General features: G+C 60.2%; 26 protein-coding genes. 16 read left to right on the top strand and 10 right to left on the bottom strand.

Features of this window, described 5'->3' with window-relative positions:
• Positions 1 to 4 precede the first annotated feature (4 nt).
• The gene (gene ihfA, locus ACSBQQ_RS07525) at positions 5 to 301 is read left to right on the top strand and encodes an integration host factor subunit alpha (RefSeq protein WP_004931414.1); all 297 of its coding nucleotides are present in this window, start codon (positions 5 to 7) and stop codon (positions 299 to 301) included.
• A 185-nt stretch (positions 302 to 486) separates the two neighbouring features.
• Here the strand turns inward: ihfA and ACSBQQ_RS07520 are convergent, their stop codons facing one another.
• Positions 487 to 618, bottom strand: a complete 132-nt coding sequence (locus tag ACSBQQ_RS07520; protein ID WP_265094593.1) for a hypothetical protein — start codon at positions 616 to 618, stop codon at positions 487 to 489.
• A gap of 232 nt (positions 619 to 850) precedes the next feature.
• On the opposite strand from ACSBQQ_RS07520, the gene ACSBQQ_RS07515 reads away from it, so the two are divergent.
• From ACSBQQ_RS07515 to ACSBQQ_RS07445, 15 genes are all read left to right on the top strand, one after another.
• Positions 851 to 1,267, top strand: a complete 417-nt coding sequence (locus ACSBQQ_RS07515) for a DUF2502 domain-containing protein (RefSeq protein ID WP_039566415.1) — start codon at positions 851 to 853, stop codon at positions 1,265 to 1,267.
• A 178-nt stretch (positions 1,268 to 1,445) separates the two neighbouring features.
• The gene (gene btuC, locus ACSBQQ_RS07510; protein WP_033653920.1) at positions 1,446 to 2,453 is read left to right on the top strand and encodes a vitamin B12 ABC transporter permease BtuC; all 1,008 of its coding nucleotides are present in this window, start codon (positions 1,446 to 1,448) and stop codon (positions 2,451 to 2,453) included.
• 45 nt (positions 2,454 to 2,498) lie between these two features.
• Positions 2,499 to 3,050: a glutathione peroxidase gene (locus tag ACSBQQ_RS07505; protein ID WP_060387687.1), complete on the top strand. Its 552-nt coding sequence runs from the start codon at positions 2,499 to 2,501 to the stop codon at positions 3,048 to 3,050.
• 5 nt (positions 3,051 to 3,055) lie between these two features.
• The gene (gene btuD, locus ACSBQQ_RS07500) at positions 3,056 to 3,811 is read left to right on the top strand and encodes a vitamin B12 ABC transporter ATP-binding protein BtuD (RefSeq protein WP_033638333.1); all 756 of its coding nucleotides are present in this window, start codon (positions 3,056 to 3,058) and stop codon (positions 3,809 to 3,811) included.
• Between the two features lie 397 nt (positions 3,812 to 4,208).
• Positions 4,209 to 5,363, top strand: coding sequence for a UDP-4-amino-4-deoxy-L-arabinose aminotransferase (gene arnB / locus ACSBQQ_RS07495; RefSeq protein ID WP_033638335.1), 1,155 nt, complete (start codon positions 4,209 to 4,211; stop codon positions 5,361 to 5,363).
• Positions 5,320 to 6,330, top strand: a complete 1,011-nt coding sequence (gene arnC / locus ACSBQQ_RS07490; protein WP_202637380.1) for an undecaprenyl-phosphate 4-deoxy-4-formamido-L-arabinose transferase — start codon at positions 5,320 to 5,322, stop codon at positions 6,328 to 6,330. The genes arnB and arnC overlap by 44 nt, the downstream gene beginning before the upstream one ends.
• Positions 6,330 to 8,312, top strand: coding sequence for a bifunctional UDP-4-amino-4-deoxy-L-arabinose formyltransferase/UDP-glucuronic acid oxidase ArnA (arnA, locus tag ACSBQQ_RS07485; RefSeq protein WP_033638761.1), 1,983 nt, complete (start codon positions 6,330 to 6,332; stop codon positions 8,310 to 8,312). The genes arnC and arnA overlap by 1 nt, the downstream gene beginning before the upstream one ends.
• On the top strand, positions 8,309 to 9,214 hold the full coding sequence (arnD, locus tag ACSBQQ_RS07480) for a 4-deoxy-4-formamido-L-arabinose-phosphoundecaprenol deformylase (RefSeq protein ID WP_033646311.1): 906 nt from the start codon (positions 8,309 to 8,311) through the stop codon (positions 9,212 to 9,214). The genes arnA and arnD overlap by 4 nt, the downstream gene beginning before the upstream one ends.
• A complete protein-coding gene (arnT, locus tag ACSBQQ_RS07475) occupies positions 9,211 to 10,875 on the top strand; it encodes a lipid IV(A) 4-amino-4-deoxy-L-arabinosyltransferase (RefSeq protein WP_033653922.1) in 1,665 nt (554 codons plus the stop codon). The genes arnD and arnT overlap by 4 nt, the downstream gene beginning before the upstream one ends.
• The gene (gene arnE, locus ACSBQQ_RS07470) at positions 10,872 to 11,216 is read left to right on the top strand and encodes a 4-amino-4-deoxy-L-arabinose-phosphoundecaprenol flippase subunit ArnE (RefSeq protein WP_033653923.1); all 345 of its coding nucleotides are present in this window, start codon (positions 10,872 to 10,874) and stop codon (positions 11,214 to 11,216) included. Before arnT ends, arnE begins: the two co-directional genes overlap by 4 nt.
• Positions 11,213 to 11,605: a 4-amino-4-deoxy-L-arabinose-phosphoundecaprenol flippase subunit ArnF gene (gene arnF, locus ACSBQQ_RS07465; RefSeq protein WP_049234262.1), complete on the top strand. Its 393-nt coding sequence runs from the start codon at positions 11,213 to 11,215 to the stop codon at positions 11,603 to 11,605. Before arnE ends, arnF begins: the two co-directional genes overlap by 4 nt.
• Before the next feature lie 176 nt (positions 11,606 to 11,781).
• Positions 11,782 to 12,246, top strand: a complete 465-nt coding sequence (locus ACSBQQ_RS07460; protein ID WP_016927954.1) for an NlpC/P60 family protein — start codon at positions 11,782 to 11,784, stop codon at positions 12,244 to 12,246.
• 60 nt (positions 12,247 to 12,306) lie between these two features.
• A complete protein-coding gene (locus ACSBQQ_RS07455; RefSeq protein WP_060428231.1) occupies positions 12,307 to 13,320 on the top strand; it encodes a lipoate--protein ligase A in 1,014 nt (337 codons plus the stop codon).
• Positions 13,321 to 13,830: 510 nt separating this feature from the next.
• Positions 13,831 to 14,562, top strand: coding sequence for an EAL domain-containing protein (locus ACSBQQ_RS07450; RefSeq protein WP_060426231.1), 732 nt, complete (start codon positions 13,831 to 13,833; stop codon positions 14,560 to 14,562).
• A 257-nt stretch (positions 14,563 to 14,819) separates the two neighbouring features.
• The gene (locus ACSBQQ_RS07445) at positions 14,820 to 16,262 is read left to right on the top strand and encodes a protein adenylyltransferase SelO (protein ID WP_060428197.1); all 1,443 of its coding nucleotides are present in this window, start codon (positions 14,820 to 14,822) and stop codon (positions 16,260 to 16,262) included.
• A gap of 37 nt (positions 16,263 to 16,299) precedes the next feature.
• Here ACSBQQ_RS07445 and ACSBQQ_RS07440 read toward each other — a convergent pair whose 3' ends face one another.
• The 9 genes from ACSBQQ_RS07440 to ppsR all read right to left on the bottom strand — a co-directional run bounded on the left by ACSBQQ_RS07440 (position 16,300) and on the right by ppsR (position 25,199).
• Positions 16,300 to 17,085, bottom strand: a complete 786-nt coding sequence (locus ACSBQQ_RS07440; protein WP_033646306.1) for a heme ABC transporter ATP-binding protein — start codon at positions 17,083 to 17,085, stop codon at positions 16,300 to 16,302.
• Positions 17,078 to 18,082, bottom strand: a complete 1,005-nt coding sequence (locus ACSBQQ_RS07435) for a FecCD family ABC transporter permease (protein ID WP_033638351.1) — start codon at positions 18,080 to 18,082, stop codon at positions 17,078 to 17,080. Before ACSBQQ_RS07435 ends, ACSBQQ_RS07440 begins: the two co-directional genes overlap by 8 nt.
• Positions 18,082 to 18,912, bottom strand: coding sequence for a heme/hemin ABC transporter substrate-binding protein (locus tag ACSBQQ_RS07430; protein ID WP_033638352.1), 831 nt, complete (start codon positions 18,910 to 18,912; stop codon positions 18,082 to 18,084). The genes ACSBQQ_RS07435 and ACSBQQ_RS07430 overlap by 1 nt, the downstream gene beginning before the upstream one ends.
• A complete protein-coding gene (locus tag ACSBQQ_RS07425; RefSeq protein ID WP_060428195.1) occupies positions 18,909 to 19,946 on the bottom strand; it encodes a hemin-degrading factor in 1,038 nt (345 codons plus the stop codon). The genes ACSBQQ_RS07430 and ACSBQQ_RS07425 overlap by 4 nt, the downstream gene beginning before the upstream one ends.
• Before the next feature lie 66 nt (positions 19,947 to 20,012).
• Positions 20,013 to 22,055, bottom strand: a complete 2,043-nt coding sequence (locus ACSBQQ_RS07420; RefSeq protein WP_049212652.1) for a TonB-dependent hemoglobin/transferrin/lactoferrin family receptor — start codon at positions 22,053 to 22,055, stop codon at positions 20,013 to 20,015.
• A 94-nt stretch (positions 22,056 to 22,149) separates the two neighbouring features.
• Positions 22,150 to 22,332 (bottom strand): hemin uptake protein HemP, encoded by a 183-nt coding sequence (hemP, locus tag ACSBQQ_RS07415; protein WP_016927944.1) that lies wholly within the window; start codon positions 22,330 to 22,332, stop codon positions 22,150 to 22,152.
• A 171-nt stretch (positions 22,333 to 22,503) separates the two neighbouring features.
• Entirely contained in the window at positions 22,504 to 22,989 is a 486-nt protein-coding gene (locus tag ACSBQQ_RS07410) for a glutathione peroxidase (RefSeq protein WP_033646302.1), read from the bottom strand.
• Positions 22,990 to 23,094: 105 nt separating this feature from the next.
• Complete coding sequence (locus ACSBQQ_RS07405; protein WP_039566394.1) at positions 23,095 to 24,141, bottom strand: 3-deoxy-7-phosphoheptulonate synthase; 1,047 nt, start codon at positions 24,139 to 24,141, stop codon at positions 23,095 to 23,097.
• Between the two features lie 197 nt (positions 24,142 to 24,338).
• On the bottom strand, positions 24,339 to 25,199 hold the full coding sequence (gene ppsR / locus ACSBQQ_RS07400; protein WP_049234269.1) for a posphoenolpyruvate synthetase regulatory kinase/phosphorylase PpsR: 861 nt from the start codon (positions 25,197 to 25,199) through the stop codon (positions 24,339 to 24,341).
• Between the last annotated feature and the right edge of the window lie 305 nt (positions 25,200 to 25,504).

Genomic DNA, 25,504 nt, shown 5'->3' with positions numbered 1-25,504 from the left:
ACCTATGGCGCTTACTAAAGCTGAAATGTCAGAACACCTGTTTGAGAAGCTTGGGCTTAGCAAACGGGACGCCAAAGACCTGGTGGAACTGTTCTTTGAAGAGGTCCGTCGGGCCCTTGAGAATGGCGAACAGGTAAAACTGTCGGGTTTTGGCAACTTTGATCTGCGTGACAAGAACCAACGTCCGGGGCGTAACCCGAAGACCGGCGAAGACATTCCGATTACGGCGCGCCGCGTGGTGACCTTCCGTCCGGGGCAGAAGCTGAAAAGCCGGGTAGAAAACGCCAGCCCGAAAGGGTGAGTGACGTGTGATATCAAAAAAGGCCGCTTGCGCGGCCTTTTTCTTTTTGGGTATAAAATTCAGTTTATTCCTAATGGGCAATGTAAGAATTAAAATCCTGCGTTCAAACGCTACGGCGAAAGTTTATTTAAGCTAAATTTCGGAATATTCTTATCTCTTATTTGGTGAGTGACGTTGTTTTCGCTTCAATAACGGCCGTGATAATGGCCAGGGCCATCGCCACGGTGGCCGCCGCCCCAGTGCGGGCCCCAGCAGCAGGCGCTGAGGCTTGCTGTCAGGGCCACAACGGCCAGCAGGCTGCCTATACTTTTAATCATCTTATTATCCTCCGATGGAAATTTGCTTAATTATAATTGCCGCGCCGCTTGAGAGCCGTCAGTTATTCGTTAAGCCTTGTCAGCGATTATGATAATTAAAGGCGAGGGCAAACAGTGTAGGGATTGTGTAAGGCCGTCGAAAACAATCTGAAAATAGGCATCGGTGAGATAGTGGTTAAATAAACGCGCTGATATAACCACTGCAGCAAGAAAAATAGAGTGAGAAGGCAAAATGAAAAAGATCCTGTTGCTGATGTGTTTCCCGCTGTTGCTGCCGCTGGCGGCGCAGGCCGATGTCTCTGTCGATATCAATGTGCCGGGCGTTTCTCTGCATCTGGGGGATCAGGACCGTCGCGGCTACTACTGGGATGGTTACGACTGGCGTCCACCGCAGTGGTGGCATGCGCATCAGGGCCGCGGTCTGGGTGAGCGCAATGCGCGCGGCATGTACTGGGACGGCGGCCGCTGGCAGCCATCGCCGCCGCGTGGCTATGATCACCGTGAGCCGGCACGCAGCGGTAATCCGTTCCGCGGCGATCGCGATAATCGCGACCACGAGCGCAATCATGACGATCGCGGTGCCTCCGACCGCCGCGATGACGGCCGCGGCCAGCCTTATCCACCGGGCAACGCCGGCCCGCATCGTTAACCCTGAGTTTATCGGCGGCTGGTTTTGCCATCATCGTTGCGATGACGGGCAAGGCCAGCCGCTGCTTTCCTGCGCCATCATCCACGCAAGGCTTCCCCTTGCGGCGTTAACCCCCTAATATTCGACTCAAACGTCAATTATCCGGCCACGACAGCGGCCGGCAGGGAACCGCCGCGCCATGCCAACCAGCCGTACCTTCACCTTATTGTTGCAACATCAACGCTACCGCGATAAACGCCAGATCGGTCTGTTGGCGCTGTGCGTGGCGGTGGCGTTGCTGTTCAGCCTTTGCGCCGGCGACCAATGGATATGGCCGTCAGAGTGGTTCAGCGATCGGGCGCAACTGTTCGTCTGGCAACTGCGTTTGCCGCGCGCGCTGGCGGTGATGCTGGTCGGTGCCGCCCTGGCGGTGGCGGGCGCGGTAATGCAGGCGCTGTTTGAAAACCCGCTGGCGGAGCCCGGTCTGCTGGGCGTCGCTAACGGCGCCGGCGTAGCGCTGGTGCTGACGGTGTTGTTGGGGCAGGGGTTGTTGCCGGTGGCGCTGATGAGCGCCGCCGCGATAGCCGGTGCGCTGGCGATGACCTTCTTGTTGCTGGGCTTCGCTCGCCGCCGACGTCTGACCAATGCGCGGCTGTTGCTGGTCGGCGTAGCGCTGGGCATCGTGTGCAGCGCGCTGATGACCTGGGCGGTCTATTTCAGCACCAGCCTCGATCTGCGGCAGCTGATGTACTGGATGATGGGCGGTTTCGGCGGGGTCGACTGGCGCCAAAAGTGGCTGGTGCTGGCGCTGCTGCCGGTGCTGCTGTGGTTGTGTGGCCAGGGCAAAGCGCTCAACCTGATGGCGCTGGGCGAGGTACAGGCGCGGCAACTAGGGCTGTCGCTGCATCTGTGGCGTAACCTGCTGGTGCTGGCGATCGGCTGGCTGGTCGGCGTCAGCGTGGCGCTCGCCGGGGTGATTGGCTTCGTTGGGCTGGTGATCCCGCATATCTTGCGGCTTATCGGCCTGACCGACCAACGCTATCTGTTGCCGGCCTGCGCGCTGGCCGGGGCCGGGGTGTTGCTGGTGGCCGATGTGGTTGCCCGCATTGCGCTGCTGGCGGCCGAGCTGCCGATCGGCGTGGTGACCGCCACGCTGGGGGCGCCGCTATTTATCTGGTTACTGACCCGGGCAAAAGGCGTAAGGTAGTTCTCTTCATTCACCTGCCATTACAAAACCAAAGGATGACAACCGATGAGCAAGCCAATCGACAACCTGCCGTTACAAACCATTGAAAATCAGCCGACCACGCTGGGCGCCTACCGGGGTAAGGTGTTGCTGGTGGTCAACGTGGCCTCGGAGTGCGGCCTGACCAAACAGTACGAAGGGCTGGAAGCGCTGTACGAAGCCTACCGCGATCAAGGGCTGGAAGTCCTCGGGTTCCCGTCCAATGAATTCCTGGGCCAGGAGCCGGGCAGCAACGAAGAGATCCTGGCGTTTTGCCGTGGCACCTTCGGCGTGCAATTCCCGATGTTCGCCAAGATTGAGGTGAACGGCGAACGCCGTCATCCGCTGTACCAGGCGCTGATTGCCGCACAGCCGGAGGCTGTCGCACCGCAGGGCAGCGAGTTTCTGGCGCGGATGACCAGCAAAGGGCGTGCGCCGAAGCACACCGGCGATATTCTGTGGAACTTCGAGAAATTCCTGATCGCGCGCGACGGCACGGTGATCCAGCGCTTCTCGCCTGACACTACGCCGGAAGATCCGGCGCTGGTGGCGGCGGTGAAACAAGCGCTGGCAGGATAAGACAGATGCTGCAACTCGTTGAGGTTGGGGTGGCGGGGCGCCTGGCGCCTTTTTCGGCACAGATTGACGGCGGGTTGCAGGTTCACCTGATCGGCCCCAATGGCGCAGGGAAGAGCACCCTGTTGGCGCGGGTGGCGGGCATGCTGCCGGGGCTGGGCGAAATCTGCCTGGACGGACGCGCGTTAGCCGATTATCCGGGGAGCGAGCTGGCGCGCCGACGCGGTTATCTCAGCCAGCAACAGCCGCCGGTATCGCTGATGCCGGTGTTTCAGTATTTGGCGTTGCACCGGCCTGCCGGCGCGGCGCAAACCGAGGTGGAGCACGCCATCCTCTATCTGTGCCAGCGGTTGAAGCTGGTGGATAAGCTGTCACGCACGTTGACGCAGCTTTCCGGTGGCGAATGGCAGCGGGTGCGGCTGGCGGCGGTGTTGCTGCAGGTGTGGCCCAGCGTCAATCCGCACAGCCGATTGTTGTTGCTGGATGAACCGACCAATAGCCTGGATGTGGCGCAAAAGGTCGCGCTGGATCGCCTGCTGCGCGAATTCTGCCAAAGTGGGCGCAGCGCGCTGGTGTGTGCGCACGATCTGAATCATACCCTGCAGCAGGCCGATCGGGTTTGGTTGCTGCACGCTGGGCAGCTGGTCGCGCAGGGCATCACCCGTGAGGTGATGGCGCCCGACCTGTTGTCGCAGATCTATGAAGTGGATTTTCACCTGCAATGGGTGGGGAACCAGCGTTGGATCATGACGCGCACGGCTTAATTCGTCCCGGCAGCATAAATGTAAACGAAAACTAAACGTAGTGAATATAAATAGCCGGGTAATCATCGGCTATTATTGTTCCACCGCTCATTTTATCGTGGGTTTTATTGAAAAACGTCAATGACGTGCTAGGCTTGATTCGGCAAAAATAAAATAAGTAAATAATTATTAATATATATAATAAATTGATTTTCATAGTAAATTTAAATTAATGATGACGGCACCTATCCATCAGTTCTCCCACTGATGACACGTCTCGTCTTAAGGTTTAGTTAAGCTTGCGGCCTTACATTGTCAGTTAATCCACGGAAACGATTCTTCTCTGGCGTTTAATATTCGTTAAACGAAAGGGATTTACAGTGTCATCAAAAGCAGCTCGATACGTTTGGGGTTAACTATGGATCAATTTTTGCCTTTCTCTCGTCCGGCCATCGGCGATGAAGAAATCGCCGCGGTAGAGAAAGTGTTGCGTTCCGGTTGGATCACCACCGGGCCGCAAAACCAGCAACTGGAAAGCGACTTCTGCTCCACTTTCGGCTGTAAGCACGCCATCGCCGTCAGTTCCGCCACGGCGGGTATGCACATCACGCTGATGGCGCTGGGTATCGGCCCCGGCGACGAAGTCATCACCCCTTCGCAAACCTGGGTCTCCACCCTCAACATGATCGAGCTGCTGGGCGCCACGCCGGTGATGATCGACGTTGACCGTGATACGTTGATGGTCAGCGCCGCCGATGTCGAGGCTGCCATCACCCCGAACACCAAAGCGATTGTTCCGGTGCATTACGCCGGTGCTCCCCTGCAAATGGATGCGCTGCGCGCCGTAGCCGCACGCCATCGCTTGCCGCTGATCGAAGACGCCGCCCACGCGGTCGGCACGCGCTACAACGGCGAATGGGTCGGCGCACGCGGCACGGCGATTTTCTCTTTCCACGCGATTAAAAACGTGACCTGCGCCGAAGGCGGCCTGATCGCCACCGACGACGATGCGCTGGCGGATCGCCTGCGTTGCCTGAAGTTCCACGGTCTGGCCGTCGATGCCTTCGATCGCCAGCAGCTTGGCCGCAAACCGCAGGCCGAAGTGGTGGAGCCGGGTTACAAATACAACCTGTCCGACATTCATGCGGCGATCGCCGTGGTGCAACTATCGCGCTTTGCTGAGCTGAACGCGCGCCGTAAGGCGCTGGCACAGCGCTACCTGAGCGCGCTGGAAGGCTCGCCGTTCCAACCGTTGGGCGTGCCGGATTATCCGCATGATCACGCCTGGCACCTGTTTATGGTCCGCGTCGATCCCGCGCGTTGCGGCATCGATCGCGACCAGCTGATGGAGCGCCTGAAAGAGGTTGGCGTCGGCACCGGGCTGCATTTCCGCGCCGCGCATACTCAGAAATTCTACCGTGAGCGTTATCCGCAGCTTTCTTTGCCGAATACCGAATGGAACTCGGCGCGGCTGTGCACCTTACCGCTATTCCCTGATATGACCGACGCCGACGTGGATCGCGTGGTCAATGCCTTGTCTTCTGTTGTGGAGTCTTTACGTGCCTCGCGTTGAACCGATTAAAAAAGTCTCGGTAGTCATCCCGGTATACAACGAGCAGGAAAGCCTGCCGGCGTTGCTGGAGCGGACTACTGCCGCCTGTAAGCAGTTATCTCAACCTTATGAAATCATCCTCGTCGACGATGGCAGCAGCGACAACTCCGCTGACATGCTGACTGCGGCGGCGGAAAAGCCGGATAGCCACGTGATCGCCGTCTTGCTGAACCGCAACTATGGCCAGCACTCGGCCATTATGGCCGGTTTCAATCAGGTGACCGGCGATCTGGTGATTACGCTGGACGCCGATCTGCAGAACCCGCCGGAGGAGATCCCACGGCTGGTCAGCGTGGCGGAAGAGGGCTATGACGTGGTGGGCACCGTGCGCGCCAACCGTCAGGACTCTTGGTTCCGCAAAAGCGCCTCGCGCGTGATCAACATGATGATTCAACGCGCCACCGGCAAGTCGATGGGGGACTACGGCTGCATGCTGCGCGCCTACCGTCGTCATATCGTTGAGGCGATGCTGCACTGCCATGAGCGCAGCACCTTTATCCCGATCCTGGCGAATACCTTCGCCCGCCGCACGACCGAGATCGACGTGCGTCACGCCGAACGCGAGTTTGGTGACTCCAAGTACAGCCTGATGAAGCTGATCAACCTGATGTATGACTTGATCACCTGCCTGACCACCACGCCGCTGCGTTTGCTCAGCGTGGTCGGCAGCATCGTGGCGCTGTCCGGGTTTGTGCTGGCGCTGGTGCTGATAGCGCTGCGTCTGCTGCTCGGCCCTGAATGGGCCGCCGGCGGCGTGTTCACCCTTTTCGCCGTCCTGTTCACCTTTATCGGCGCCCAGTTTGTCGGCATGGGGCTACTGGGTGAATACATCGGCCGCATCTATACCGACGTGCGCGCGCGTCCTCGCTATTTTGTTCAGAAAGTGGTCGGTGCACAGCAGGACCACAATACTCAGGAAGAAGAATGATGAAAGCTATTGTATTTGCTTACCATGATATTGGCTGCGCCGGTCTGAAAGCGCTGACTGAGGCGGGTTATGACGTGCAGGCCGTGTTCACGCACACCGACGACCCTGGCGAGAACAACTTCTTCTCCTCCGTGGCCCGTTTGGGCGCCGAATTGGATCTGCCGGTCTATGCGCCAGAGGACGTAAACCACCCGCTGTGGGTTGACCGCATTCGCGCACTGCAGCCGGACGTGATCTTCTCGTTCTATTACCGCCACATGCTGAGCGACGAGATCCTGTCGCTGGCACCGCAGGGCGGTTTCAATCTGCACGGTTCGCTGCTGCCACGTTACCGTGGCCGTGCGCCGGTGAACTGGGCGCTGGTGAACGGCGAAACCGAAACCGGCGCCACGCTGCACAAGATGGTGAAACGCCCGGACGCCGGCGACATCGTCGGGCAGCAAAAAGTGGCCATCGCCGACAGCGATACCGCGCTGACGCTGCACAAAAAAGTGCTGGAAGCCGCGCAGATCGTGTTGAAAGAGCAACTGCCGAAGCTGAAGAACGGCACTGCCACCTTCACCAAGCAGGATGAGTCCCAGGCCAGCTACTTCGGCCGCCGCAGCGCGGCGGACGGCGAGATCCTGTGGCACAAATCCGCCAAAGAGATCAACAACCTGGTGCGCGCCGTCACCGAGCCGTACCCGGGGGCGTTCAGCTACCTCGGCCAGCGCCAGCTGATCGTCTGGCGCTCTCGCGTGCTGGATACCCAACACGATAAGCAGCCGGGCACCGTGCTGAGCACCTCGCCGCTGGTCATCGCCTGTGGCGAAGGCGCGCTGGAGATCGTCGCCGGTCAAAACGACAGCGGTCTGTACGTGCAGGGCAGCCGCCTGGCGCAGGAAATGGGCATCGTCACCGACGTGCGTCTGGCCGCCAAGCCGAACGCCGCGATGAAACGCCGCACCCGCGTACTGATCCTCGGGGTCAACGGCTTCATCGGCAACCACCTGACCGAGCGCCTGCTGCGCGACGATCGCTACGACATCTACGGTCTGGATATCGGCTCTGACGCCATCAGCCGCTTCCTCGACAACCCGCGCTTCCACTTCGTGGAAGGCGACATCAGCATCCACTCCGAGTGGATCGAGTATCACATCAAGAAATGCGACGTGGTGCTGCCGCTGGTGGCGATCGCGACGCCGATCGAATACACCCGTAACCCGCTGCGCGTGTTCGAGCTGGACTTCGAAGAAAACCTGAAGATTGTTCGCGACTGCGTGAAATACAACAAGCGCATCATCTTCCCGTCTACTTCCGAAGTGTATGGCATGTGCGACGACAAAGAGTTCGACGAAGACCATTCGCGCCTGATCGTTGGGCCGATCAACAAGCAGCGCTGGATCTATTCGGTCTCCAAACAGCTGCTGGATCGGGTGATCTGGGCTTACGGCGCCAAAGAAGGCCTGAAGTTCACGCTGTTCCGTCCGTTCAACTGGATGGGGCCGCGCCTGGATAACCTGGACGCGGCGCGCATCGGTTCTTCCCGCGCCATCACCCAGCTGATCCTCAACCTGGTGGAAGGTTCGCCGATCAAACTGATGGACGGCGGCGCGCAGAAACGTTGCTTCACCGACATCAACGACGGCATCGAAGCGCTGTTCCGCATCATCGAGAACCGCGACGGCCTGTGCGACGGCCAGATCGTCAACATCGGCAACCCGACCAACGAAGCGAGCATTCGCGAGCTGGCGGAAATGCTGCTGGAAAGCTTCAACAACCACCCGTTGCGCGACCGCTTCCCGCCGTTTGCCGGCTTCAAGGACGTGGAGAGCAGCAGTTACTACGGTAAAGGGTATCAGGACGTCGAGCACCGCACGCCGAGCATCAAAAATGCTCACCGCCTGCTGGGCTGGCAGCCGACCATCGAGATGAAGCAAACCATCGCCGATACGCTGGACTACTTCCTGCGCACTACCGTTCAGGAAGGGAACGGTGCATGAAGAAAGTCGGTCTGCGGGTTGATGTAGATACCTTCAGCGGCACCCGTGAAGGGGTGCCGCAGTTGCTGGATCTGTTCGAAAAGTACGACATTCAGGCCAGCTTCTTCTTCAGCGTGGGACCGGACAACATGGGGCGCCATCTTTGGCGCCTTTTGCGTCCGAAATTTTTGTGGAAAATGCTGCGTTCGAACGCCGCCTCGCTGTACGGTCTGGACATTCTGCTGGCCGGCACCGCCTGGCCGGGGCGCAACATTTCACGCGCGCTGGGGCCGCTGATGAAGCGCACCGCCGAAGCCGGCCATGAGGTCGGGCTGCACGCCTGGGATCACCAGGGGTGGCAGGCCAGGGTCGGCAAGTGGAGCGAGGCGCAGCTGACCGAACAGGTACAGCTGGGCGTCGACGCCCTGAGCGCCAGCACCGGCCAGCCGGTGAAATGCTCCGCCGTGGCGGGCTGGCGCGCCGATACGCGCGTGCTGGAGGTCAAACAACGCTTCGGCTTCCATTACAACAGCGATTGCCGCGGCACCCATCCGTTCCGTCCGGTGCTGAGCGACGGGCGCCACGGTACGGTGCAGATCCCGGTGACGCTGCCGACCTTCGATGAAGTGATTGGCAGCGAAGTCAGCATGGCCGACTTCAACGACTATATTCTGCGCGCCATCGAGAACGATCGCGGCGTGCCGGTGTACACCATTCACACCGAAGTGGAAGGCATGTCGCAGGCGGCGATGTTCGAACAGTTATTGCAACGCGCACAGCGGCAGGGCATCGAATTCTGTCCGCTGAGCGCGCTGTTACCGCAAGATTTGGCGTCACTGCCGTTGGGCCGCATCAAGCGCGCTCCTTTCCCCGGCCGCGAAGGTTGGCTGGGCTGTCAAACCGATGTGAAGGACGTTACATGAAGGCGCTAAAAGGATCCTGGGCCATTGTGCTGGCCGTTTTTTTTGCTCTGGTTTACCTGATCCCGCTTAACGGCCGCCTGCTGTGGCAGCCGGATGAGACGCGTTATGCCGAGATCAGCCGTGAAATGCTGCAGCGCGGCGATTGGGTCGTGCCGCACCTGCTGGGGCTGCGCTATTTCGAAAAGCCGGTGGCAGGTTACTGGTTCAATAACATCAGCCAGTGGCTGTTTGGCGAAAACAACTTTGCGGTGCGTTTCGGCTCGGTGTTCAGCACCGGCATGACCGCGCTGCTGGTGTTTGCGCTGGCGATGCTGATGTGGCGCAATGCGCGCCGCGCCAGCCTGGCGGCGCTGATGTTCCTGTCGATGGTGCTGGTGTTCAGCATCGGCACCTACAGCGTGCTGGATCCGATGATCTCGCTGTGGCTGGCGGCGGCGATGGTCAGTTATTACCTGACGCTGAAAGCCACCTCGGTCAAAGGCAAGCTGGGCGCTTACGCGTTGCTGGGCCTGGCCTGCGGCATGGGCTTTATGACCAAGGGCTTCCTGGCGCTGGCGGTGCCGGTGATCGCGGTGATCCCGATCGTCATTCAGCAACGCCGCATCAAGGATCTGCTGTGCTATGGCCCGGTGGCGATCGTGACCGCTACGCTGCTCAGCCTGCCGTGGGCGCTGGCGATCGCGCAACGTGAACCCGATTTCTGGAATTACTTCTTCTGGGTCGAGCATATTCAGCGTTTCGCCGAAGATAACGCCCAGCACAAGGCGCCGTTCTGGTATTACCTGCCGGTCCTGCTGGCGGCGGTGCTGCCGTGGCTGGCGCTGCTGCCCGGTGCGCTGCTCAAGGGGTGGCGCGAGCGCGTACAGCGTCCGGAGCTGTTCTTTCTGCTGAGTTGGGCGCTGATGCCGCTGATCTTCTTCAGCATCGCCAAAGGCAAGCTGCCGACCTACATTCTGCCGTGCATGGCCCCGCTGGCGCTGCTGATGACCGCCTATGCGGAAGACTACGCCGCCACGCTGCGCGCCAGGCTGTTCAAGGCTAACGCCTGGCTGAACGGCCTGTTCGGCCTGATCGGCATCGTGGCGCTGGTGGTGTTGAGCTCCGGTCTGCTGCCGAAGGCACATCTGTTTACTCCGCAGGAGTGGCCGAAACTGGTGCTCGGCCTGATCGCCTTCGGCGGCTGGCTGCTGTTCGCGCTGGTTTCCGTACGCGACAACGGCCGCCAATGGCGCTGGGCGGCGGCTTGCCCGGTGCTGCTGTGCCTGGTGATCGGTTACGCCATCCCGCAACAGGTGACCGATTCCAAACTGCCGCAAAACTTTGCCCGCGCCACGATGGCCGAACTGAGCGACAGCCGCTATGTGTTGAGCGACAGCGTCGGGCTGGCGGCCGGCCTGGCCTGGGAGCTGAAGCGCAGCGATGTGCTGATGTACAGCCAGAAAGGCGAGGTGGCCTATGGTCTGGAGTACCCGGACGCCAAGGGGCACCTGATCAGCGATGCCGACTTCCCGCAGTGGCTGGCGCAGGCGCGCAAGCAGGGGAACGTGTCGCTGGTGCTGCAGCTGTCCCGTGGCGAAGCGCTGCCGCAGGAACTGCCCGCCGCAGACAAGGTGGATCGCATGAACCGCCTGGTGCTGATGTGGTATAAACAGCAACCATGATGGGTTTTCTGTTGGTGATTGTGGTCAGCCTGCTCACCTGTGGAGGGCAGCTGTGCCAGAAACAGGCGGCGCACTGTTGGGAACGGGCGGACGAGGCGCGGCTGAAGCTGACGCTGCGCTGGTTGGCGCTGGCGGTGCTGCTGCTGGGGCTGGGCATGGCGGTGTGGCTCAATGTGCTGCAACGCCTGCCGCTCAGCCTGGCTTACCCGATGCTCAGCCTGAACTTCGTGATGGTGACGCTGGCGGCGCGCTGGCTGTTTCATGAGCCGACGACCGCCCGCCACTGGTGCGGCGTAGCGTCGATTATGTTGGGGATCCTGCTGATGAGCGTGCATTCATGAGGGGCTATGCCTGGGGCGCCGCCAGCGTGTTGCTGGTGACGTTGGCGCAGTTGCTGATGAAGTGGGGCATGGTGCAAATCCCGCTGATGTCGTTCGCCGACGTCTCGTTGGCGCTGATCGGCGGCTACTGGCTGCCGCTGTTGGCGGTGGGCGGCGGCATCTGCGGTTATGCGCTGTCGATGCTGTGTTGGTTCTTTGCGCTGCGCCACCTGCCGTTAAACCGCGCTTATCCTCTGTTGAGCGTCAGTTATGCGCTGGTCTATCTGGCGGCGGTGATCCTGCCGTGGTTCAACGAGTCCGCTACGCTGCTGAAAACGCTGGGCACGCTGTTTATTCTGTTCGGCGTCTGGCTGATTAACAGCAAGTCCGAGACTCAATCGCCGGAATAGGGCCAAAACCGGCGATCCTGTCATTATCTCCCTTATGGCGCTTGCCTTTTTCCCCGTGCGGGAGATAAATTAACGCCAAATAGCGCTCTCCTTACGTGGTGCCGGCTTTGCCTCGCAGGCGGTGTGGTGGTGTACCGGATGGCATAACGCGGCAACGTGTTCAATGAAGGGATATTATGCGGATGCGTGTGTGGTTTTTATTAGCCAGTTTGATCCTCGCCGGGTGCAGCAGCCATGCGCCGCCGCCCAGCGGCCGCCTGGCGGACTCTATCGTGGTGGTGGCCCAGCTCAATGAGCAGTTGCGCCAGTGGTACGGCACGCCATACCGTTACGGCGGCCTGGATCGGGGCGGGGTAGATTGTTCCGGCTTTGTTTACCGCACGTTCCGCGATCGTTTTGACATGCAACTGCCGCGTTCGACCGAAGAACAGACCTCGCTGGGCACCAAGGTCTCACGCGATGAGCTGATGCCGGGCGATCTGGTGTTTTTCAAAACCGGCGGCGGTGAGAACGGCCTGCACGTCGGCATTTACGATACCAACGACCAATTTATCCACGCGTCGACCAGCCGTGGGGTGATCCGCTCCTCGCTCGATAACGTCTACTGGAAGCGGGTGTACTGGCAGGCGCGACGCATTTAGCCTTAACCCATTGATTTGGTGTATCATGGCGGGCATCTCATGTTTTGGACGGTGCCTGCCATGAACAGCCTGCGTTTACTGATCTCCGACTCCTACGATCCCTGGTTCAACCTGGCGGTGGAAGAGTGCATCTTCCGCGAAATGACCACGCAGAAAATTCTCTTCCTGTGGCGCAATGCCGAAACGGTGGTGATTGGCCAGTCGCAGAACCCCTGGAAAGAGTGCAACACCCGGCGCATGGAGCAGGACGGCATTCGGCTGGCGCGGCGCAGCAGCGGCGGCGGGGCGGTATTTCACGACCTGGGCAACACCTGTTTCACCTTTATGGCCGGCAAGCCGGGCTACGACAAGAGCGTCTCGACCGACATCATTCTGCAAGCGCTGCGGCAGCTGGGCGTCGCGGCTAGCGCGTCGGGGCGCAACGATCTGGTGATGGAAACCGCCGACGGGCCGCGTAAAATATCCGGCTCAGCCTATCGAGAAACCCAGGATCGCGGTTTCCACCACGGCACGCTGCTGCTGAACGCCGATCTGGAGCGGCTGGCGGACTACCTCAATCCCGATCCCAAAAAGCTGCAGGCCAAGGGCATCACCTCGGTGCGTTCACGCGTCGCCAATTTGGCGGAGTTTTTGCCGGGCATCAGCCATGAGCAGGTATGCGACGCCATCGTGCAGGCTTTCTTCGCCCACTATGGCGAAACGGCCGAGCCGGAGATCATTTCGCCGGACGTGTTCCCCGATCTGCCCGATTTTGCCGCGCAGTTCGCCAAACAAAGCAGCTGGGAATGGAATTTCGGCAAGGCGCCGGCGTTCAGCCACTTGCTTAACGAGCGCTTTGTCTGGGGCGGCGTAGACCTGTTCTTCGATGTGGAGAAGGGGGCTATCGTTCGCGCGCAGGCGTTCACCGACAGCCTTAATCCTGCCCCGCTGCAGCGGCTGGCGGATATGCTGGTGGGCTGCCCGTATCGAAGCGAGCCCGTTGCCGCCTGCTGTGACCGACTGATGGCGGACTATCCTCAGCAGGCGGCCGAATTAGCCGAACTGCGGCAATGGCTGAGTGAAACGATCCGTTAGCGGAGGCCAGGTGATGAAGGGATGAGCGTGCTCATCCTTTTTTTATCGCTGAAATCGACGTTTTGCACGCCGGTAGCGCAGATTTTCTGAAAATCAAGGTGGGCATTTTTTTGCGTTTTCAATGCCGAGAATAACGGGCGGAATTGATGCGTTATTAAATTTAATCAGTCATCGTTAACGGCAGGAAAAATCGGCGTTAAGGCGGGAAGATTATTTTACTTTATTTAAGATTTTTCTTAAATAAAACAACGGAGATAAGTCAAATTTAGCCCACCATCCAATCCACTTAAGCCAAATACCTTTTCATATCACGCGTTGGGCGAGAAAGGTGGCATAAGTTCAGCTGCTTTTCTTTTGCGCCTTTCGCGATTGTCGTATAGCTTTAATCTATCAATTAAATGATATTTCATGGGTATTTACATTGATATTTCCGATTAATCCCAGAAGGATTGATCGATAAAATATATTGATATACGATGATACGCTAGCCATTCATCCTGTGGCATTAAAATGAACATCCAACTCGAAGCTGACTTTATTAGTAGCTATGTTTTTCAACCTGTTTACTCAATGGAGGGGGGGCTGTTGGCGGTGGAAATGTTGAGCCGATTCAACAGTCTCGACGGTGATTTAGCCATGCCGGCCGAAATTGGGATTAATTTATTGGCGCCTGAACAAAGGATTGAGTTATTTAATGAGCAACTGAAACTTGCGGAGCAGCATGCGGCTTGGTTTACCGGTAACAACGTGCAGTTGACCATCAATATCGAAGAAATCATCGTTGAGCTTATTCTTTCCGATTCGGCGTTGTGCCAACGGATCGGGCAATATCCTTTTATTGCATTTGAAGTGAGTGAGAGTTTTCCGAATCTTTCGGCCGGGAAGAACAACCCGAGCGTGCGGCGATTAAGCGAAATGTTTACGCTGTGGCTCGATGATTTCGGTTCCGGTAAAGCCACGCTGACCGCGTTGTACGATGGTTTGTTTGACTACGTAAAGATAGACAAGCGTTTTTACTGGCAGCTGTTTACCCATCAGGGATATGACGTGGTCATCGACTCGTTGTTAAAGAATATCAACCTGTTATGTAAAGGCGTGATCGTCGGAGGAATAGAGAAAAAAGAGTATTTTAATAAACTCAGGTACGCCGGTGTTTTAGGTCTGCAAGGTTTTTTATGGCCCAGCGTTGGTGTGGATAATCTGCAAGCTTTGCTGGCGACGCCCAGCGAGTTCAATAATTAAGAAGTGATATAAAAAATTACACACAATGAGGTAAATCATGCGCGGAGTGAGGTTACCGTGATTCCGCTACCGTAATTGATCCTCGTTGTTGGGCTGATAACACCCTTTATCAGCCGGCATTAAACCGCGCTTCCTCAGCCAGGCGGAACGCCAAACTCCCCGCATCCGTCCTGACGACAGGCGGATGCGTTCTCCCTGCATTCCTTCGGTGTTAATCCGCTCGTTCAGGCTCTACACTACGCTGAAACGGAGGGCCTATGCCGCAGTTCGATAACGCTTACTACCAACAGTTACCCGGTTTCTACACCGCTTTGAACCCGACGCCGCTTAAGGATGCGCGCCTGCTGTACCACAGCGAGCCGCTGGCGCGCGAGCTGGGGCTGGACGAAAGCTGGTTTACTCAGGATAAAACCCCGATTTGGGCGGGAGAAACGCTGCTGCCGGGCATGCAGCCGCTGGCGCAGGTGTACAGTGGCCACCAGTTTGGCGTGTGGGCAGGGCAGTTGGGTGATGGCCGCGGCATTTTGCTTGGCGAACAGGTTCTGGCGGACGGCAGCCACCGCGACTGGCACCTGAAGGGCGCCGGGCTTACGCCGTATTCGCGCATGGGGGACGGCCGCGCGGTGCTGCGTTCGGTTATCCGCGAGTTTCTGGCCTCTGAGGCGCTGCACCATTTGGGGATCCCCACCACCCGAGCGTTGACCATCGTCACCAGCAGGCAGCCGGTGTTCCGCGAGCAGCCGGAACGCGGTGCCATGCTGATGCGGGTGGCGGAAAGCCACGTGCGCTTCGGCCACTTCGAACACTTTTACTACCGTAAACAGCCGGAGCAGGTACGGCAACTGGCGGATTTCGTCATTGCCCGTCACTGGCCGCAGCTGCAGGAGCAGGCCGAGCGCTACCTGTTGTGGTTTACCGACGTGGTCGAACGCACGGCGCGCCTGATCGCCCATTGGCAAACCGTCGGTTTCGCGCACGGCGTGATGAACACCGACAACATGTCGATTCTCGGTATCACCATCGATTACGGCCCTTACGGCTTCCTTGACGACTACCAGCCCGGCTATATCTGCAACCATTCCGATCACCAGGGGCGTTACGCCTTCGACAATCAGCCGGCGGTGGCGTTGTGGAACCTGCATCGTCTGGCGCAGACCCTATCGGGGCTGATGACCACCGAACAGCTGCAGCAGGCGCTGGCGGCGTATGAGCCGGCGCTGATGCGCGCCTACGGCGAACAGATGCGCGCCAAACTCGGCTTCTTCACGCCGACGGCGCAGGACAACGACGTGCTCACCGGTCTGTTGAGCCTGATGGCGCAGGAAGGGCGGGACTATACCCGCACGTTCCGCCTGTTGAGCGACACTGAACAGCAACAGGCGCAGTCGCCGCTGCGCGACGAGTTTATCGATCGCGCGGCGTTCGACGCCTGGTATCAGCAGTATCGTCAGCGTTTGCAACAGGAGCAGGTGAGCGATGCGGAGCGGCAACGGGCGATGAAGGCGGTGAATCCGCGGCTGATCCTGCGCAACTACCTGGCGCAGCAGGCGATTGAGGACGCGGAGAAAGACGACGTGGGCCGTTTGCAGCGATTGCATCAGGCCCTGCTGCGGCCGTTCGACGATGTGCCGGAATATGACGATCTCGCCGCGCTGCCGCCGGACTGGGGCAAGCACCTGGAGATTTCCTGCTCCAGCTGAGATGAAGAAAGGGCGCTTGATAGCGCCCTTAAATTTTTTATTGGCGCAGGTAGACCTGCGGCAGCGACACTTCGGGATGATGCACCACGCCGAGATCGGCCTGATACCAGCGGGTGAGGATCTCCGTTTGCAACACTTCCTGCGGCGTGCCGCTCGCCACCAACCGCCCCTGATGCAACAGCAGGATCCGATCGGCGTACAGCGCGGCCAGATTGAGATCGTGCAGCACGCAGCAGACGCCCAGCGGTTGTTGGCGCGTCAGCGAGCGCAGCAGGCGCAGGGTGTGCTGCTGGTGATACAGATCCAGCGCCGAGGTCGGTTCGTCGAGGAACAGCCAGGCGGGGGACGGCTGCGGTTGCCACAGCTGCGCCAACACCCGCGCCAGCTGCACCCGCTGTTGTTCGCCGCCGGACAGCTGGCGGTAGTCGCGCTGCGCCAGCGCCAGGCAGTCGGTTTGCGCCATCACCTGTTGGATCGCCTGATGCTCGTCGCGTTTGCCGTGCGGCGAACGCCCCATGCTGACCACTTCTTCCACGCTGAATGGAAACGCCAAATCGCTGTACTGGCGCATCACGGCCCGGACTTTGGCCAACTGTTGCGGCGCCCAGTGTTCCAGCGGGCGGTCAAGCAGCCGACATTCGCCGCAGTCCGGCGTCAAATAGCCGGTCAGCAAGCGCAGCAGCGTCGATTTGCCGGCGCCGTTAGGGCCGATAATCGCCACCATTTCACCGCCGGCAAGGCTGAGCGAAACGTCGTTGATCAACCGGCGCGTACCGAGGCTGTAACGCAGCTCCCGGGCTGTCAGGCAGGCGGCGTTATCCACCGGCTCGCTCCCGCTGGCGCATCACCAGCCACAAGAAATAGGGACCGCCGATCAGGCTGGTCATCAGCCCCACCGGCATTTCGGCCGGCGCCACCAGCGTGCGCGCCAGCGTATCGCTGACCAGCAACAGGCAGGCGCCGCCCAGCGCGGAGCAGGGCAGCAGCCAGCGGTGATCGCCGCCGAGGCGCATGCGCACCAGATGTGGCACCACCAGGCCGACGAAGCCGATCACGCCGCTCATCGCTACCGCCGCGCCGATCAGCAAGGCGCTCAGTAACAGCAGCTGCAGCTTGGCGCGCTGGACGTTCACCCCGAGGTAGTGGGCCTCTTCGTCCCCCAGCTGCAACAGGTTCAGCCGGCGCGCCTGCAGCAGCGTCAGCAGCGCCGCAGGCAGGATCAGCGAGGCGGAAACCGCCAGGGTCGGCCACTGCGACTGGCTGAGGCTGCCCATCATCCACAGCGAGAACTGGCGCAGCTGTTGATCGCTGCTGACGTAAGAGAGCACGCCGATGGCCGCCATGCACAGGGCGTTGATGGCGATGCCCGCCAGCAGCAGCCGCGACAGATTGCCGTGCCCGCTGCGGCTGATGCCGTAGATCAACAATGACACCAGCAGGCTGCCGAGGAACGCCGCCAGCATATGGCCGTACAGCGCGATCGTCACCGGCAACGCCAGCGGCATCACGATGAACAGGGCGACAAACAGCGCGCCGCCGCTGCTGATGCCCAGCAGGCTCGGATCCGCCAGCGGGTTGCGGAACAGCCCCTGCATCACCGCGCCGGATACCGCCAGCGCGCAGCCGATCACCACCGCCAGCAGCACGCGCGGCAGGCGAATGTTCAACCAGATGTGCCAGGCTGCGTCGCTGAAGGGTTCGCGCCACAGGGTGCGAAACGACAGCGTCAGCGCGCCCAGGTTGGCGGCGACCAGCGCCAGCAGCGTCAACAGCACCAGCAGACCGATGATGGCCAGCTGAGGCGAGGTGCGACAGCGCATTACTTTTGCTCCGCCGCGTGGCGCAGCTTGGCCAGCGCCGCCGGCGTTTCCAGACCGAAGCCCAGCAGCGCCATGTCATCGACGATCAGCACGCGGCGTTGCTTGCCTGCCGGTGTCAACGCCAGGCCCGGCAGCGTCCACAGCTGCTGTTCGCCGCCGAGGGTGCGCACGCCGTCGGTAGTGACCAGCAACAGATCCGGCGCGCTGGCGATGACGCCTTCCTGCGACAGCGGACGGTAGCGGTCAAAGCCCTGCATGGCGTTTTTCAGGCCGGCGGCGGCAATCACCGCGTCGGCGGCGGTGTGTTGCCCGGCGGCCATCGGCGTGATGCCGCCGTGGCTCATCACGAACAGCACCTTGACCGGCAGCGGGGAGGTATCGACCGCCGCCAGCTGTTGTCGATAGCGCTCGCTCAGCTGTTTGCCTTGCTCAACGCGCTGCAGCGCAGCGGCGATCGTAGCGATTTTCTGCGGCACCGCCTGCAGGGTGGTGTCACCCGGCACGCTGACCACGTTGACGCCGCTGTCCGCCAGCTGTTTGAGCACCAGCGCCGGCTGTGCCAGCTCGGTCGTCAGTACCAGCGTCGGCTTCAGCGCCAAAATGCCTTCGGCGTTCAGCTGGCGCATATAGCCGACGTCCGGCAGCTTTTTCACCGCTTCCGGATGCAGACTGGTGCTGTCGCGGGCGATCACCTCGTCGCCGGCGCCGAGCGCGAAGGCGATTTCCGTCACGTCGCCGCCGATCGAGACGATGCGCTGCGCCGCCGCAGCGGTGAGCGGCAGCGCCAGCGACATCATCAACGCCAGGCGGCGGATCAAGGAAGATTTCATGCGGCGATGTCCTTGGCGGCGAGCGCGGCAACCTGCTCGCGCCACTGGGTTTGTTCCGGCTGCCCTTCGGTACGCTGGCCATACAGCTGCGCAATCTGCGTGCCATCGGCGGCGAACAGCTCCAGGCTGGTGACGATACCGTCCTTGGTCGGTTTGCGGGTGATCCAGCTTTCGGCGATGGCGTCTTCGATCAGGTGCAGCGTGAAGCGGCGGTTGAACACGTTGATCCAGCCTTCCTGCGGCATCAAACGTTCGATCTGGCCGGTGAAGATCTGCACGCAGCCGCGGTTGCCGACGAAGATCATGATCTCGTTCTGCTGCTGCTGCGCTGCTTCCAGCAGCTGCGACAGCGCGCTGTTGTCCACCTGATAGGCCAGATCGTCGCCGACGGCGCGGAACGCCTGCTGGCGCGTCAGTTTGTTGCGGCTGAGCAGCTGGAAGAACTGGTGAACGTCGGTCATCGCACGCCATTCACCGTCGATTTTGGCATGATCCTGCGTCGTTTCATCCGCAGTGCTCGCCTCGGCGGGCTGCAGCGCCAGCACCGGGTTTTCTTCGCTCAGGTGGCGTTCCACCAGTGCCATCCAGGCCGGCAGATCGGTCTCTTCGGTGGTGTAGACCTTGTGCAGCGCATCGCCCTGTTGGTCGAAGAACTGGATGCTGTGGCGCACGCCGCGCTTGTTGGTTTCGCTCATGGCGAAAACGCTGGTCCAGTGGTTGAGGAACAGGCGCAGATCCAGCTCGCGCGGGTTGAGGATCAGCCCGGCGTGGCCGTTGAGGTGCTGGTTGCGGTAGCGGCCCATCTGCTCATGCACCGCATAGCTGTTGCGGGTGATGGACTTGGTGACGCCGACCTGCTCAAGCTCGGTCAGCAGGGTGCGCGCGTCGGCCTGCAGGCGGCGGGTGTCGTGGCCGACGCGGGCGTGCGTCAGCTCCGCTTCGCTGACGCCGAGGATCGCCGCCAGATCGCGGGCGTATTTGCCGGGGTGATCGATTTTAGCCTGTTGGTAGCGTTCGTATAGGGTGTTGCTCATGCGGGATTCTCCTGCGCTGTAATGCGAACGGCGGACAACCGGGTTGTCCGCCAGATAGTCAAATGATTACCACTGGTAGCTGACCAGCAGTTTGGCGTTGCGGCCATCCTGCGGGACGCCCTGCGGCGAGTAATATTCCTTGTCGAAGGCGTTGCCCAGCACCACGGTGGTGGTCATGCCCTGCAGCCGATCGCGGCCCTTGTAGCTGAGATAGAAGTCGTTGACGCCATAGCCGCCTTGTTCCGAGTAGGTGGCGGGCACTCGCTTGGCGCGTTCGGCGAAGGTGGCGACCCAGCCGGCGGACAGACCGGTTTCGCCCAGCGGCACGTCCAGCGAGCTGGTAACGGTATCCGGGCTGATGTCGGCCAGCCAATCGCCGCTTTTCGCGTTCAGCTCGCCATTGCGAGACTTGTCCTTGCCGCGTGTACGGTTGTAAGCCAGATCCCAGTTAAACCACTTGGTCTGATAGTTCAGCGAGGTGTCCCAACCCCAAATTTTGGCGCGAGAGATATTCGCTGAGGCGGTCTGCGTGCGAGTGACATACATGAAGATGTAGTCTTTGGCGTCGGTATCGAAGTAACTGGCCTTGAATTGCAGGCTGTCATCCGCCAGCAGCAGATCGTCGAAGCGCAGCCCGAAACCGGCTTCGGTGGTGCTGGTGGTTTCCGGCCGCAGATTAGGATTGGGCACCCAATAGTTGCCGGGGAAGTGGCGCGAATCGTTGTACATCTCGCCCATGGTCGGGGCACGGAAGGCCTGGGAATAGGAACCGAACAGCATCAGCCAGTCGGTCGGCGAGTAGCTCAGGGCTCCGCGGGACGACCATTTGTCGGCCTTGACGTCTTCGTGGCCCTGGCTGCTGCCTTTGTAATCGTCGTAGCGCGTGCCTGCCAGCACGGTGACCGGAATGTCGCGCAGCGTAATTTCATCCTGCAGCCAGCCGGAGGCGAAGTTTATCTTGGCCTGCGGGAAGCTGGTGGTGGCGCCGCCCGGCTGCTGTTTCTGTTCATAGATCTCGGAGCCGTAGGTCAGCAGGTGTGACGCAAAGCTGTCGGCGAACAGGCGCGTGCGGTTTTCCAGCTTGCCGCCGTTGGTGGTCTGCTTGCGGAATTCGTCGGTCGCGCCGGCGTTGTGTGCATTGATTTTGACTTCCGAGGTGTACAACTTGGCGGTGGCGTCCAGCCAATCCTGGCCGACCGGCTTGAGCTTATAGCTCAATGCCGCATCGCGCTGGATGGTCGAGCGGTTGGTCATCGGGTTGCCGCTCGAGCTGCCCGGCGTCTGCGGATTTTTCGGCTCTTGAGCGCTGTTGTTGTAGTAGCGCAGATCGCCGCTCAGCGACTGATTGTCGTCGATCTTCCAGGTGCCTTTGGCCAGCACGTTGCTGATGGTTTCGTCGTTAGGCGCATCGAAGCCGTTGCCCTGGCGCAGATCGCCGACGTCGCGGGTGCCGAAAGACAGCAAACCGTCGAGGTTATCGGTCTTGCCGTAGGCGCTGGCGCCCATGCCCAGGCTGTGATCGCCGCTGCCGGCGGTGCCGTAGACGCGGAACCCGCTATCGTGGCCCGGCAGCAGCAGATCGGCGGCATCAACGGTCTCGTAGGCGATAACGCCGCCCAGCGCGCCGCTGCCGTACAGCAACGCGGAGGGCCCGCGCACGATTTCAATGCGCTTGACCAGCGCCGGATCGAGGAAGGTGCCGCCGATGTGGCCGGTATCGGTCCCCTGGCGGATGCCGTCGACCAGCGTCAGCACGCCGTTTTTGCCGTAGCCACGCATCGTCACGTCCTGGCCGTTGCTGCGCCCGGTGCCGTTGACGGTGATGCCCGGCACGCGGCGCAGCATATCGGCGGCCGAGGTGGCGGTCTGGCTTTCCGGCGAGTTGCCTTCGATGACCGTGACCATCATCGGCGCTTCAAAGCTGCTGCGCTGGTTGCCGGTGGCGACCACGGTCATGGTCTCGTCGGCGGCTTTGGCTTTTTTGGCCGGCGCCGCGTTGGAAGAGGATGTTGTGCTGGTGTTTTGTGCCAAGGCCACCGTAGGCAGAGCGCAGGCAATCGCCAGACTCAAAGCGGAAAAACGCAGCCGGGTGGAAAATGTCAGAGGCATGGTGCAACTCTCCGTATGTAATAAAACATATCAATAGATTTGCTGGCTGCCTGGATCAAAAGATCGGGGTGGCTGGCGTTTGAGGGTTCTGTGGTTATTTGGTCAGGATCAATTTCCCGGCTTTGGTCTGCCGCAGCTGATAGCGCTGGCCCTGATGGGTAATGAACGCGATGCCGTCGGCGCCGAGCAGCTGTGCGCTGTCGTAGCTGGGCGGCGCGTTTGCGCTGTGCTCGGTCGGGGCCGCGGCGGCGGGGGTAGGCGTGTTGGCAGTATCCATTATCATTGTGCTTATAAAACAGACCATTAAATGGTAATTAATATCAAACTGAGAATCATTATCATGTGAAGGAAAGGTTACATCAAGGAAAATTTTCTTACCGATGGAACCTTTTTGTCGAATGGACATCCGGCGGCGGGCCGGGCGTACCCGGCCCGTAAAAAAGGGGCGTTATTTCAGCAGGGTTTCGATGCGGTCAAACAGACGCTCGGGCTTGGTGATCGGCGCAAAGCGCGTGACGCGCTGGCCGTCGGCGGTGAGCAGGAACTTGGTGAAATTCCATTTGATGCGGCGGCTGCCCAGAATGCCGGGCGCCAGGCGTTTCAACTCATTGAACAGCGGGTGCGCGCCGGGGCCGTTAACGTCTATCTTGCTGAACAGCGGGAAACTGACGCCGTAGTTGAGGCTGCAAAAGTTGGCGATCTCCAGCGGGCTGCCCGGCTCCTGAGAACCAAACTGGTTGCAGGGGAAGCCGAGCACCACCAGGCCGCGTTCGCGATAGTATTGCCACAAATTTTCCAGCCCGCGGTATTGCGGGGTGAAGCCGCACTTGCTGGCGGTGTTGACCACCAGATAAGCGCGCGCCGGGTAATCGCCCAGCGTTTTTTGCTCGCCCTGCAGCGTGACGCAGGGGATGGATAACAGAGAGTGAATCATGCCGTGGCTCCAGGTGCGTTTCGGCGGGTGCTAAAGCGTTGCAATCAGTATAGATGAGCGGGACAGAAGGGATAAAGCCGGGGCGAGGCCCCGGCCTGCGTTGCGTCAGAAACGGCTATCGACCGCATCCGCCAGCATCGCCAGCAACTGTTCGCTGTCGGACCAGCTCAGGCAAGGATCGGTGATTGACTGGCCATAGGTCAGCGGCTGGCCGGCGACGATCTTCTGCGTGCCTTCCACCAGGAAGCTTTCCGCCATCACGCCGGTGATGGCGGCGGAGCCGGCACGGATCTGTTGGCAGACGTTGTCGGCCACTTCCAGCTGGCGGCGGTGCATTTTCTGGCAGTTGCCGTGGCTGAAGTCGATCACCAGGTGTTCCGGCAGATCGAACTCGCGCAGGCTGTCGCAGGCAGTGGCGATGTCGCTGGCGTGATAGTTCGGCGTTTTGCCGCCGCGCATGATGATGTGGCCGTACGGGTTGCCGCTGGTCTGGTAGATGGTCATTTGGCCATGTTTGTCCGGCGACAGGAACATGTGCCCGGCGCGCGCCGCGCGAATGGCGTCGATGGCGATGCGGGTGTTGCCGTCGGTGCCGTTTTTGAAGCCGACCGGGCAGGAGAGCGCCGAGGCCATTTCACGGTGGATCTGGCTTTCGGTGGTGCGCGCGCCGATGGCGCCCCAGCTGATCAGATCGGCGATGTATTGGCCGACCACCATGTCCAGGAATTCGGTGGCGGTTGGCAGGCCGAGCTGGTTCACTTCCAGCAGCAGGCGGCGCGCCATTTCGATGCCGCGGTTGACCTGGAAGGTGCCGTCCAGCGCCGGATCGGATATCAGGCCTTTCCAGCCGACGACGGTGCGCGGTTTTTCGAAATAGGTGCGCATCACGATCTCCAGGCGATCCTGGTAGCGTTCGCGCAGGGCGTTCAACCGGCCGGCGTAATCGACGGCGGCGTCGAGATCGTGGATGGAGCAGGGGCCGATCACCACCAGCAGGCGGCGGTCTTCACCGGTGAGGATTTTTTCAATGCGTTTTCGTGACGCGGTCACGTTGTCGGCGACGGCCGCCGAGATCGGCAGCTTGTCCGCCAACGCTTGCGGCGTGACGAGGCTGTCGATGCGCGCGGTCCGCAGTTCATCTGTTTTGTGCATGTTGTTCCCTGGAAACTGTTCTTCTCTGCGGCAGGAGTGCCGGGAAGTGATGGCGATCACAATAACGCAAAAAGCGCTGAATTCAACCGTAGAGATTGTGTTCTGTTGATCAAAGCCGCGAAAAAAAGCACAAAAAAATCAGCGGCTGCTGAAATAAACGGCAGGTGGCGGGGCGCGGCGGCCCCGCGAGGAAAAGGTCAGAACATGCGGCGGCTCATGCCGAGGATGTCGAGGATTTTGGTGGAGATCTCTTCGACCGAATAGTTGGTGGTATTGAGGTAGCGGATCTGATTTTTGCGGAACAGCGCCTCGACTTCGGCGATCTCCATACGGCACTGGCGCAATGAAGCGTAACGGCTGTTTTCACGCCGTTCCTCGCGGATCGCCGCCAGGCGTTCCGGATCGATGGTCAGGCCGAATAATTTATGCTGAAACGGTTTCAGCGAGGCCGGCAGGTGCAAATTGTCCATATCGTCGGCGATAAACGGGTAGTTGGCGGCGCGGATGCCGAACTGCATCGCCAGATAAAGGCTGGTGGGGGTTTTGCCGCAGCGCGACACGCCGAGCAGGATCACCTGCGCCTGATCGAGGTTGCGCAGCGAAATGCCGTCGTCGTGCGCCAGCGTATAGTCGATGGCGGCAATGCGCGCGTCGTACTTGCCGAGGTTGCTGGCGGTCAGACCGTGGGTGCGGTTCGGCACCGGCGTCGGCTCCACTTCCAGCTCGCCCTGCAGCGGGCCGACCAGCGCCTGCACGATATCCTGGCAGAAGCCCTGGCTCTGCACGATCACATCGCGCACTTCCGGCGAGATGATGGAGTAAAACACCAGCGGCCGCACGCCGGTTTCATTATAGATATCATCGATTTGTTGGCGAACTGCGCGAGCGCGCGCCTCGGTTTCGACAAACGGCAGGGTATAGGTGGTCGCCGTGACCGGGAACTGCGACAGCACCGCGTGTCCCAGCACTTCGGCGGTGATCGCCGTACCATCCGAAATATAAAAAACGCTTCTTTCCACCCGAGGCTCCTTACCTGAAAACGGTGTTACTGCTGTCATCACTGTCAATATCATGAGCCGCAGACGATCCACCGGTAAAGGGGCGAGGGGAAAAATTGTGACGGCGGGGCGGTAAAGCGCCTTGCGGCGGCGCGTGAAGAAAAGCGCGCTTTGGCGGCGGTAAAAATCGCGGCGCGGCGACGCTTTTCGATCCGAAACGTAAATTTGTCGCTATTTTCACCAAAAACGGTAGCGTTTGCGTGGTCATTAAAACAGAAGTTTAAAAAGAGCGTAATTTGTTGAGAACTAAGCTTTTCGTGCGATTGGGAACGGTTCCCAGGCAAATCAGCCGGTTAGGACATTCT

This window comes from Serratia sp. G204Y, from assembly GCF_051172435.1.
GTDB classification, from domain to species: Bacteria; Pseudomonadota; Gammaproteobacteria; order Enterobacterales; family Enterobacteriaceae; genus Serratia; species Serratia sarumanii.
This window is presented reverse-complemented; position numbering and strand designations above follow the sequence as displayed.

Bases quoted from the DNA above. Each gene is read 5' to 3' on its own strand.
- ihfA (WP_004931414.1), top strand. From the start codon at position 5: ATGGCGCTTACTAAAGCTGAAATGTCAGAACACCTGTTTGAGAAGCTT.
- ACSBQQ_RS07520 (WP_265094593.1), bottom strand. From the start codon at position 618: ATGATTAAAAGTATAGGCAGCCTGCTGGCCGTTGTGGCCCTGACAGCA.
- ACSBQQ_RS07515 (WP_039566415.1), top strand. From the start codon at position 851: ATGAAAAAGATCCTGTTGCTGATGTGTTTCCCGCTGTTGCTGCCGCTG.
- btuC (WP_033653920.1), top strand. From the start codon at position 1,446: ATGCCAACCAGCCGTACCTTCACCTTATTGTTGCAACATCAACGCTAC.
- ACSBQQ_RS07505 (WP_060387687.1), top strand. From the start codon at position 2,499: ATGAGCAAGCCAATCGACAACCTGCCGTTACAAACCATTGAAAATCAG.
- btuD (WP_033638333.1), top strand. From the start codon at position 3,056: ATGCTGCAACTCGTTGAGGTTGGGGTGGCGGGGCGCCTGGCGCCTTTT.
- arnB (WP_033638335.1), top strand. From the start codon at position 4,209: ATGGATCAATTTTTGCCTTTCTCTCGTCCGGCCATCGGCGATGAAGAA.
- arnC (WP_202637380.1), top strand. From the start codon at position 5,320: ATGCCTTGTCTTCTGTTGTGGAGTCTTTACGTGCCTCGCGTTGAACCG.
- arnA (WP_033638761.1), top strand. From the start codon at position 6,330: ATGAAAGCTATTGTATTTGCTTACCATGATATTGGCTGCGCCGGTCTG.
- arnD (WP_033646311.1), top strand. From the start codon at position 8,309: ATGAAGAAAGTCGGTCTGCGGGTTGATGTAGATACCTTCAGCGGCACC.
- arnT (WP_033653922.1), top strand. From the start codon at position 9,211: ATGAAGGCGCTAAAAGGATCCTGGGCCATTGTGCTGGCCGTTTTTTTT.
- arnE (WP_033653923.1), top strand. From the start codon at position 10,872: ATGATGGGTTTTCTGTTGGTGATTGTGGTCAGCCTGCTCACCTGTGGA.
- arnF (WP_049234262.1), top strand. From the start codon at position 11,213: ATGAGGGGCTATGCCTGGGGCGCCGCCAGCGTGTTGCTGGTGACGTTG.
- ACSBQQ_RS07460 (WP_016927954.1), top strand. From the start codon at position 11,782: ATGCGGATGCGTGTGTGGTTTTTATTAGCCAGTTTGATCCTCGCCGGG.
- ACSBQQ_RS07455 (WP_060428231.1), top strand. From the start codon at position 12,307: ATGAACAGCCTGCGTTTACTGATCTCCGACTCCTACGATCCCTGGTTC.
- ACSBQQ_RS07450 (WP_060426231.1), top strand. From the start codon at position 13,831: ATGAACATCCAACTCGAAGCTGACTTTATTAGTAGCTATGTTTTTCAA.
- ACSBQQ_RS07445 (WP_060428197.1), top strand. From the start codon at position 14,820: ATGCCGCAGTTCGATAACGCTTACTACCAACAGTTACCCGGTTTCTAC.
- ACSBQQ_RS07435 (WP_033638351.1), bottom strand. From the start codon at position 18,082: ATGCGCTGTCGCACCTCGCCTCAGCTGGCCATCATCGGTCTGCTGGTG.
- ACSBQQ_RS07430 (WP_033638352.1), bottom strand. From the start codon at position 18,912: ATGAAATCTTCCTTGATCCGCCGCCTGGCGTTGATGATGTCGCTGGCG.
- ACSBQQ_RS07425 (WP_060428195.1), bottom strand. From the start codon at position 19,946: ATGAGCAACACCCTATACGAACGCTACCAACAGGCTAAAATCGATCAC.
- ACSBQQ_RS07420 (WP_049212652.1), bottom strand. From the start codon at position 22,055: ATGCCTCTGACATTTTCCACCCGGCTGCGTTTTTCCGCTTTGAGTCTG.
- hemP (WP_016927944.1), bottom strand. From the start codon at position 22,332: ATGGATACTGCCAACACGCCTACCCCCGCCGCCGCGGCCCCGACCGAG.
- ACSBQQ_RS07410 (WP_033646302.1), bottom strand. From the start codon at position 22,989: ATGATTCACTCTCTGTTATCCATCCCCTGCGTCACGCTGCAGGGCGAG.
- ACSBQQ_RS07405 (WP_039566394.1), bottom strand. From the start codon at position 24,141: ATGCACAAAACAGATGAACTGCGGACCGCGCGCATCGACAGCCTCGTC.
- ppsR (WP_049234269.1), bottom strand. From the start codon at position 25,199: ATGACAGCAGTAACACCGTTTTCAGGTAAGGAGCCTCGGGTGGAAAGA.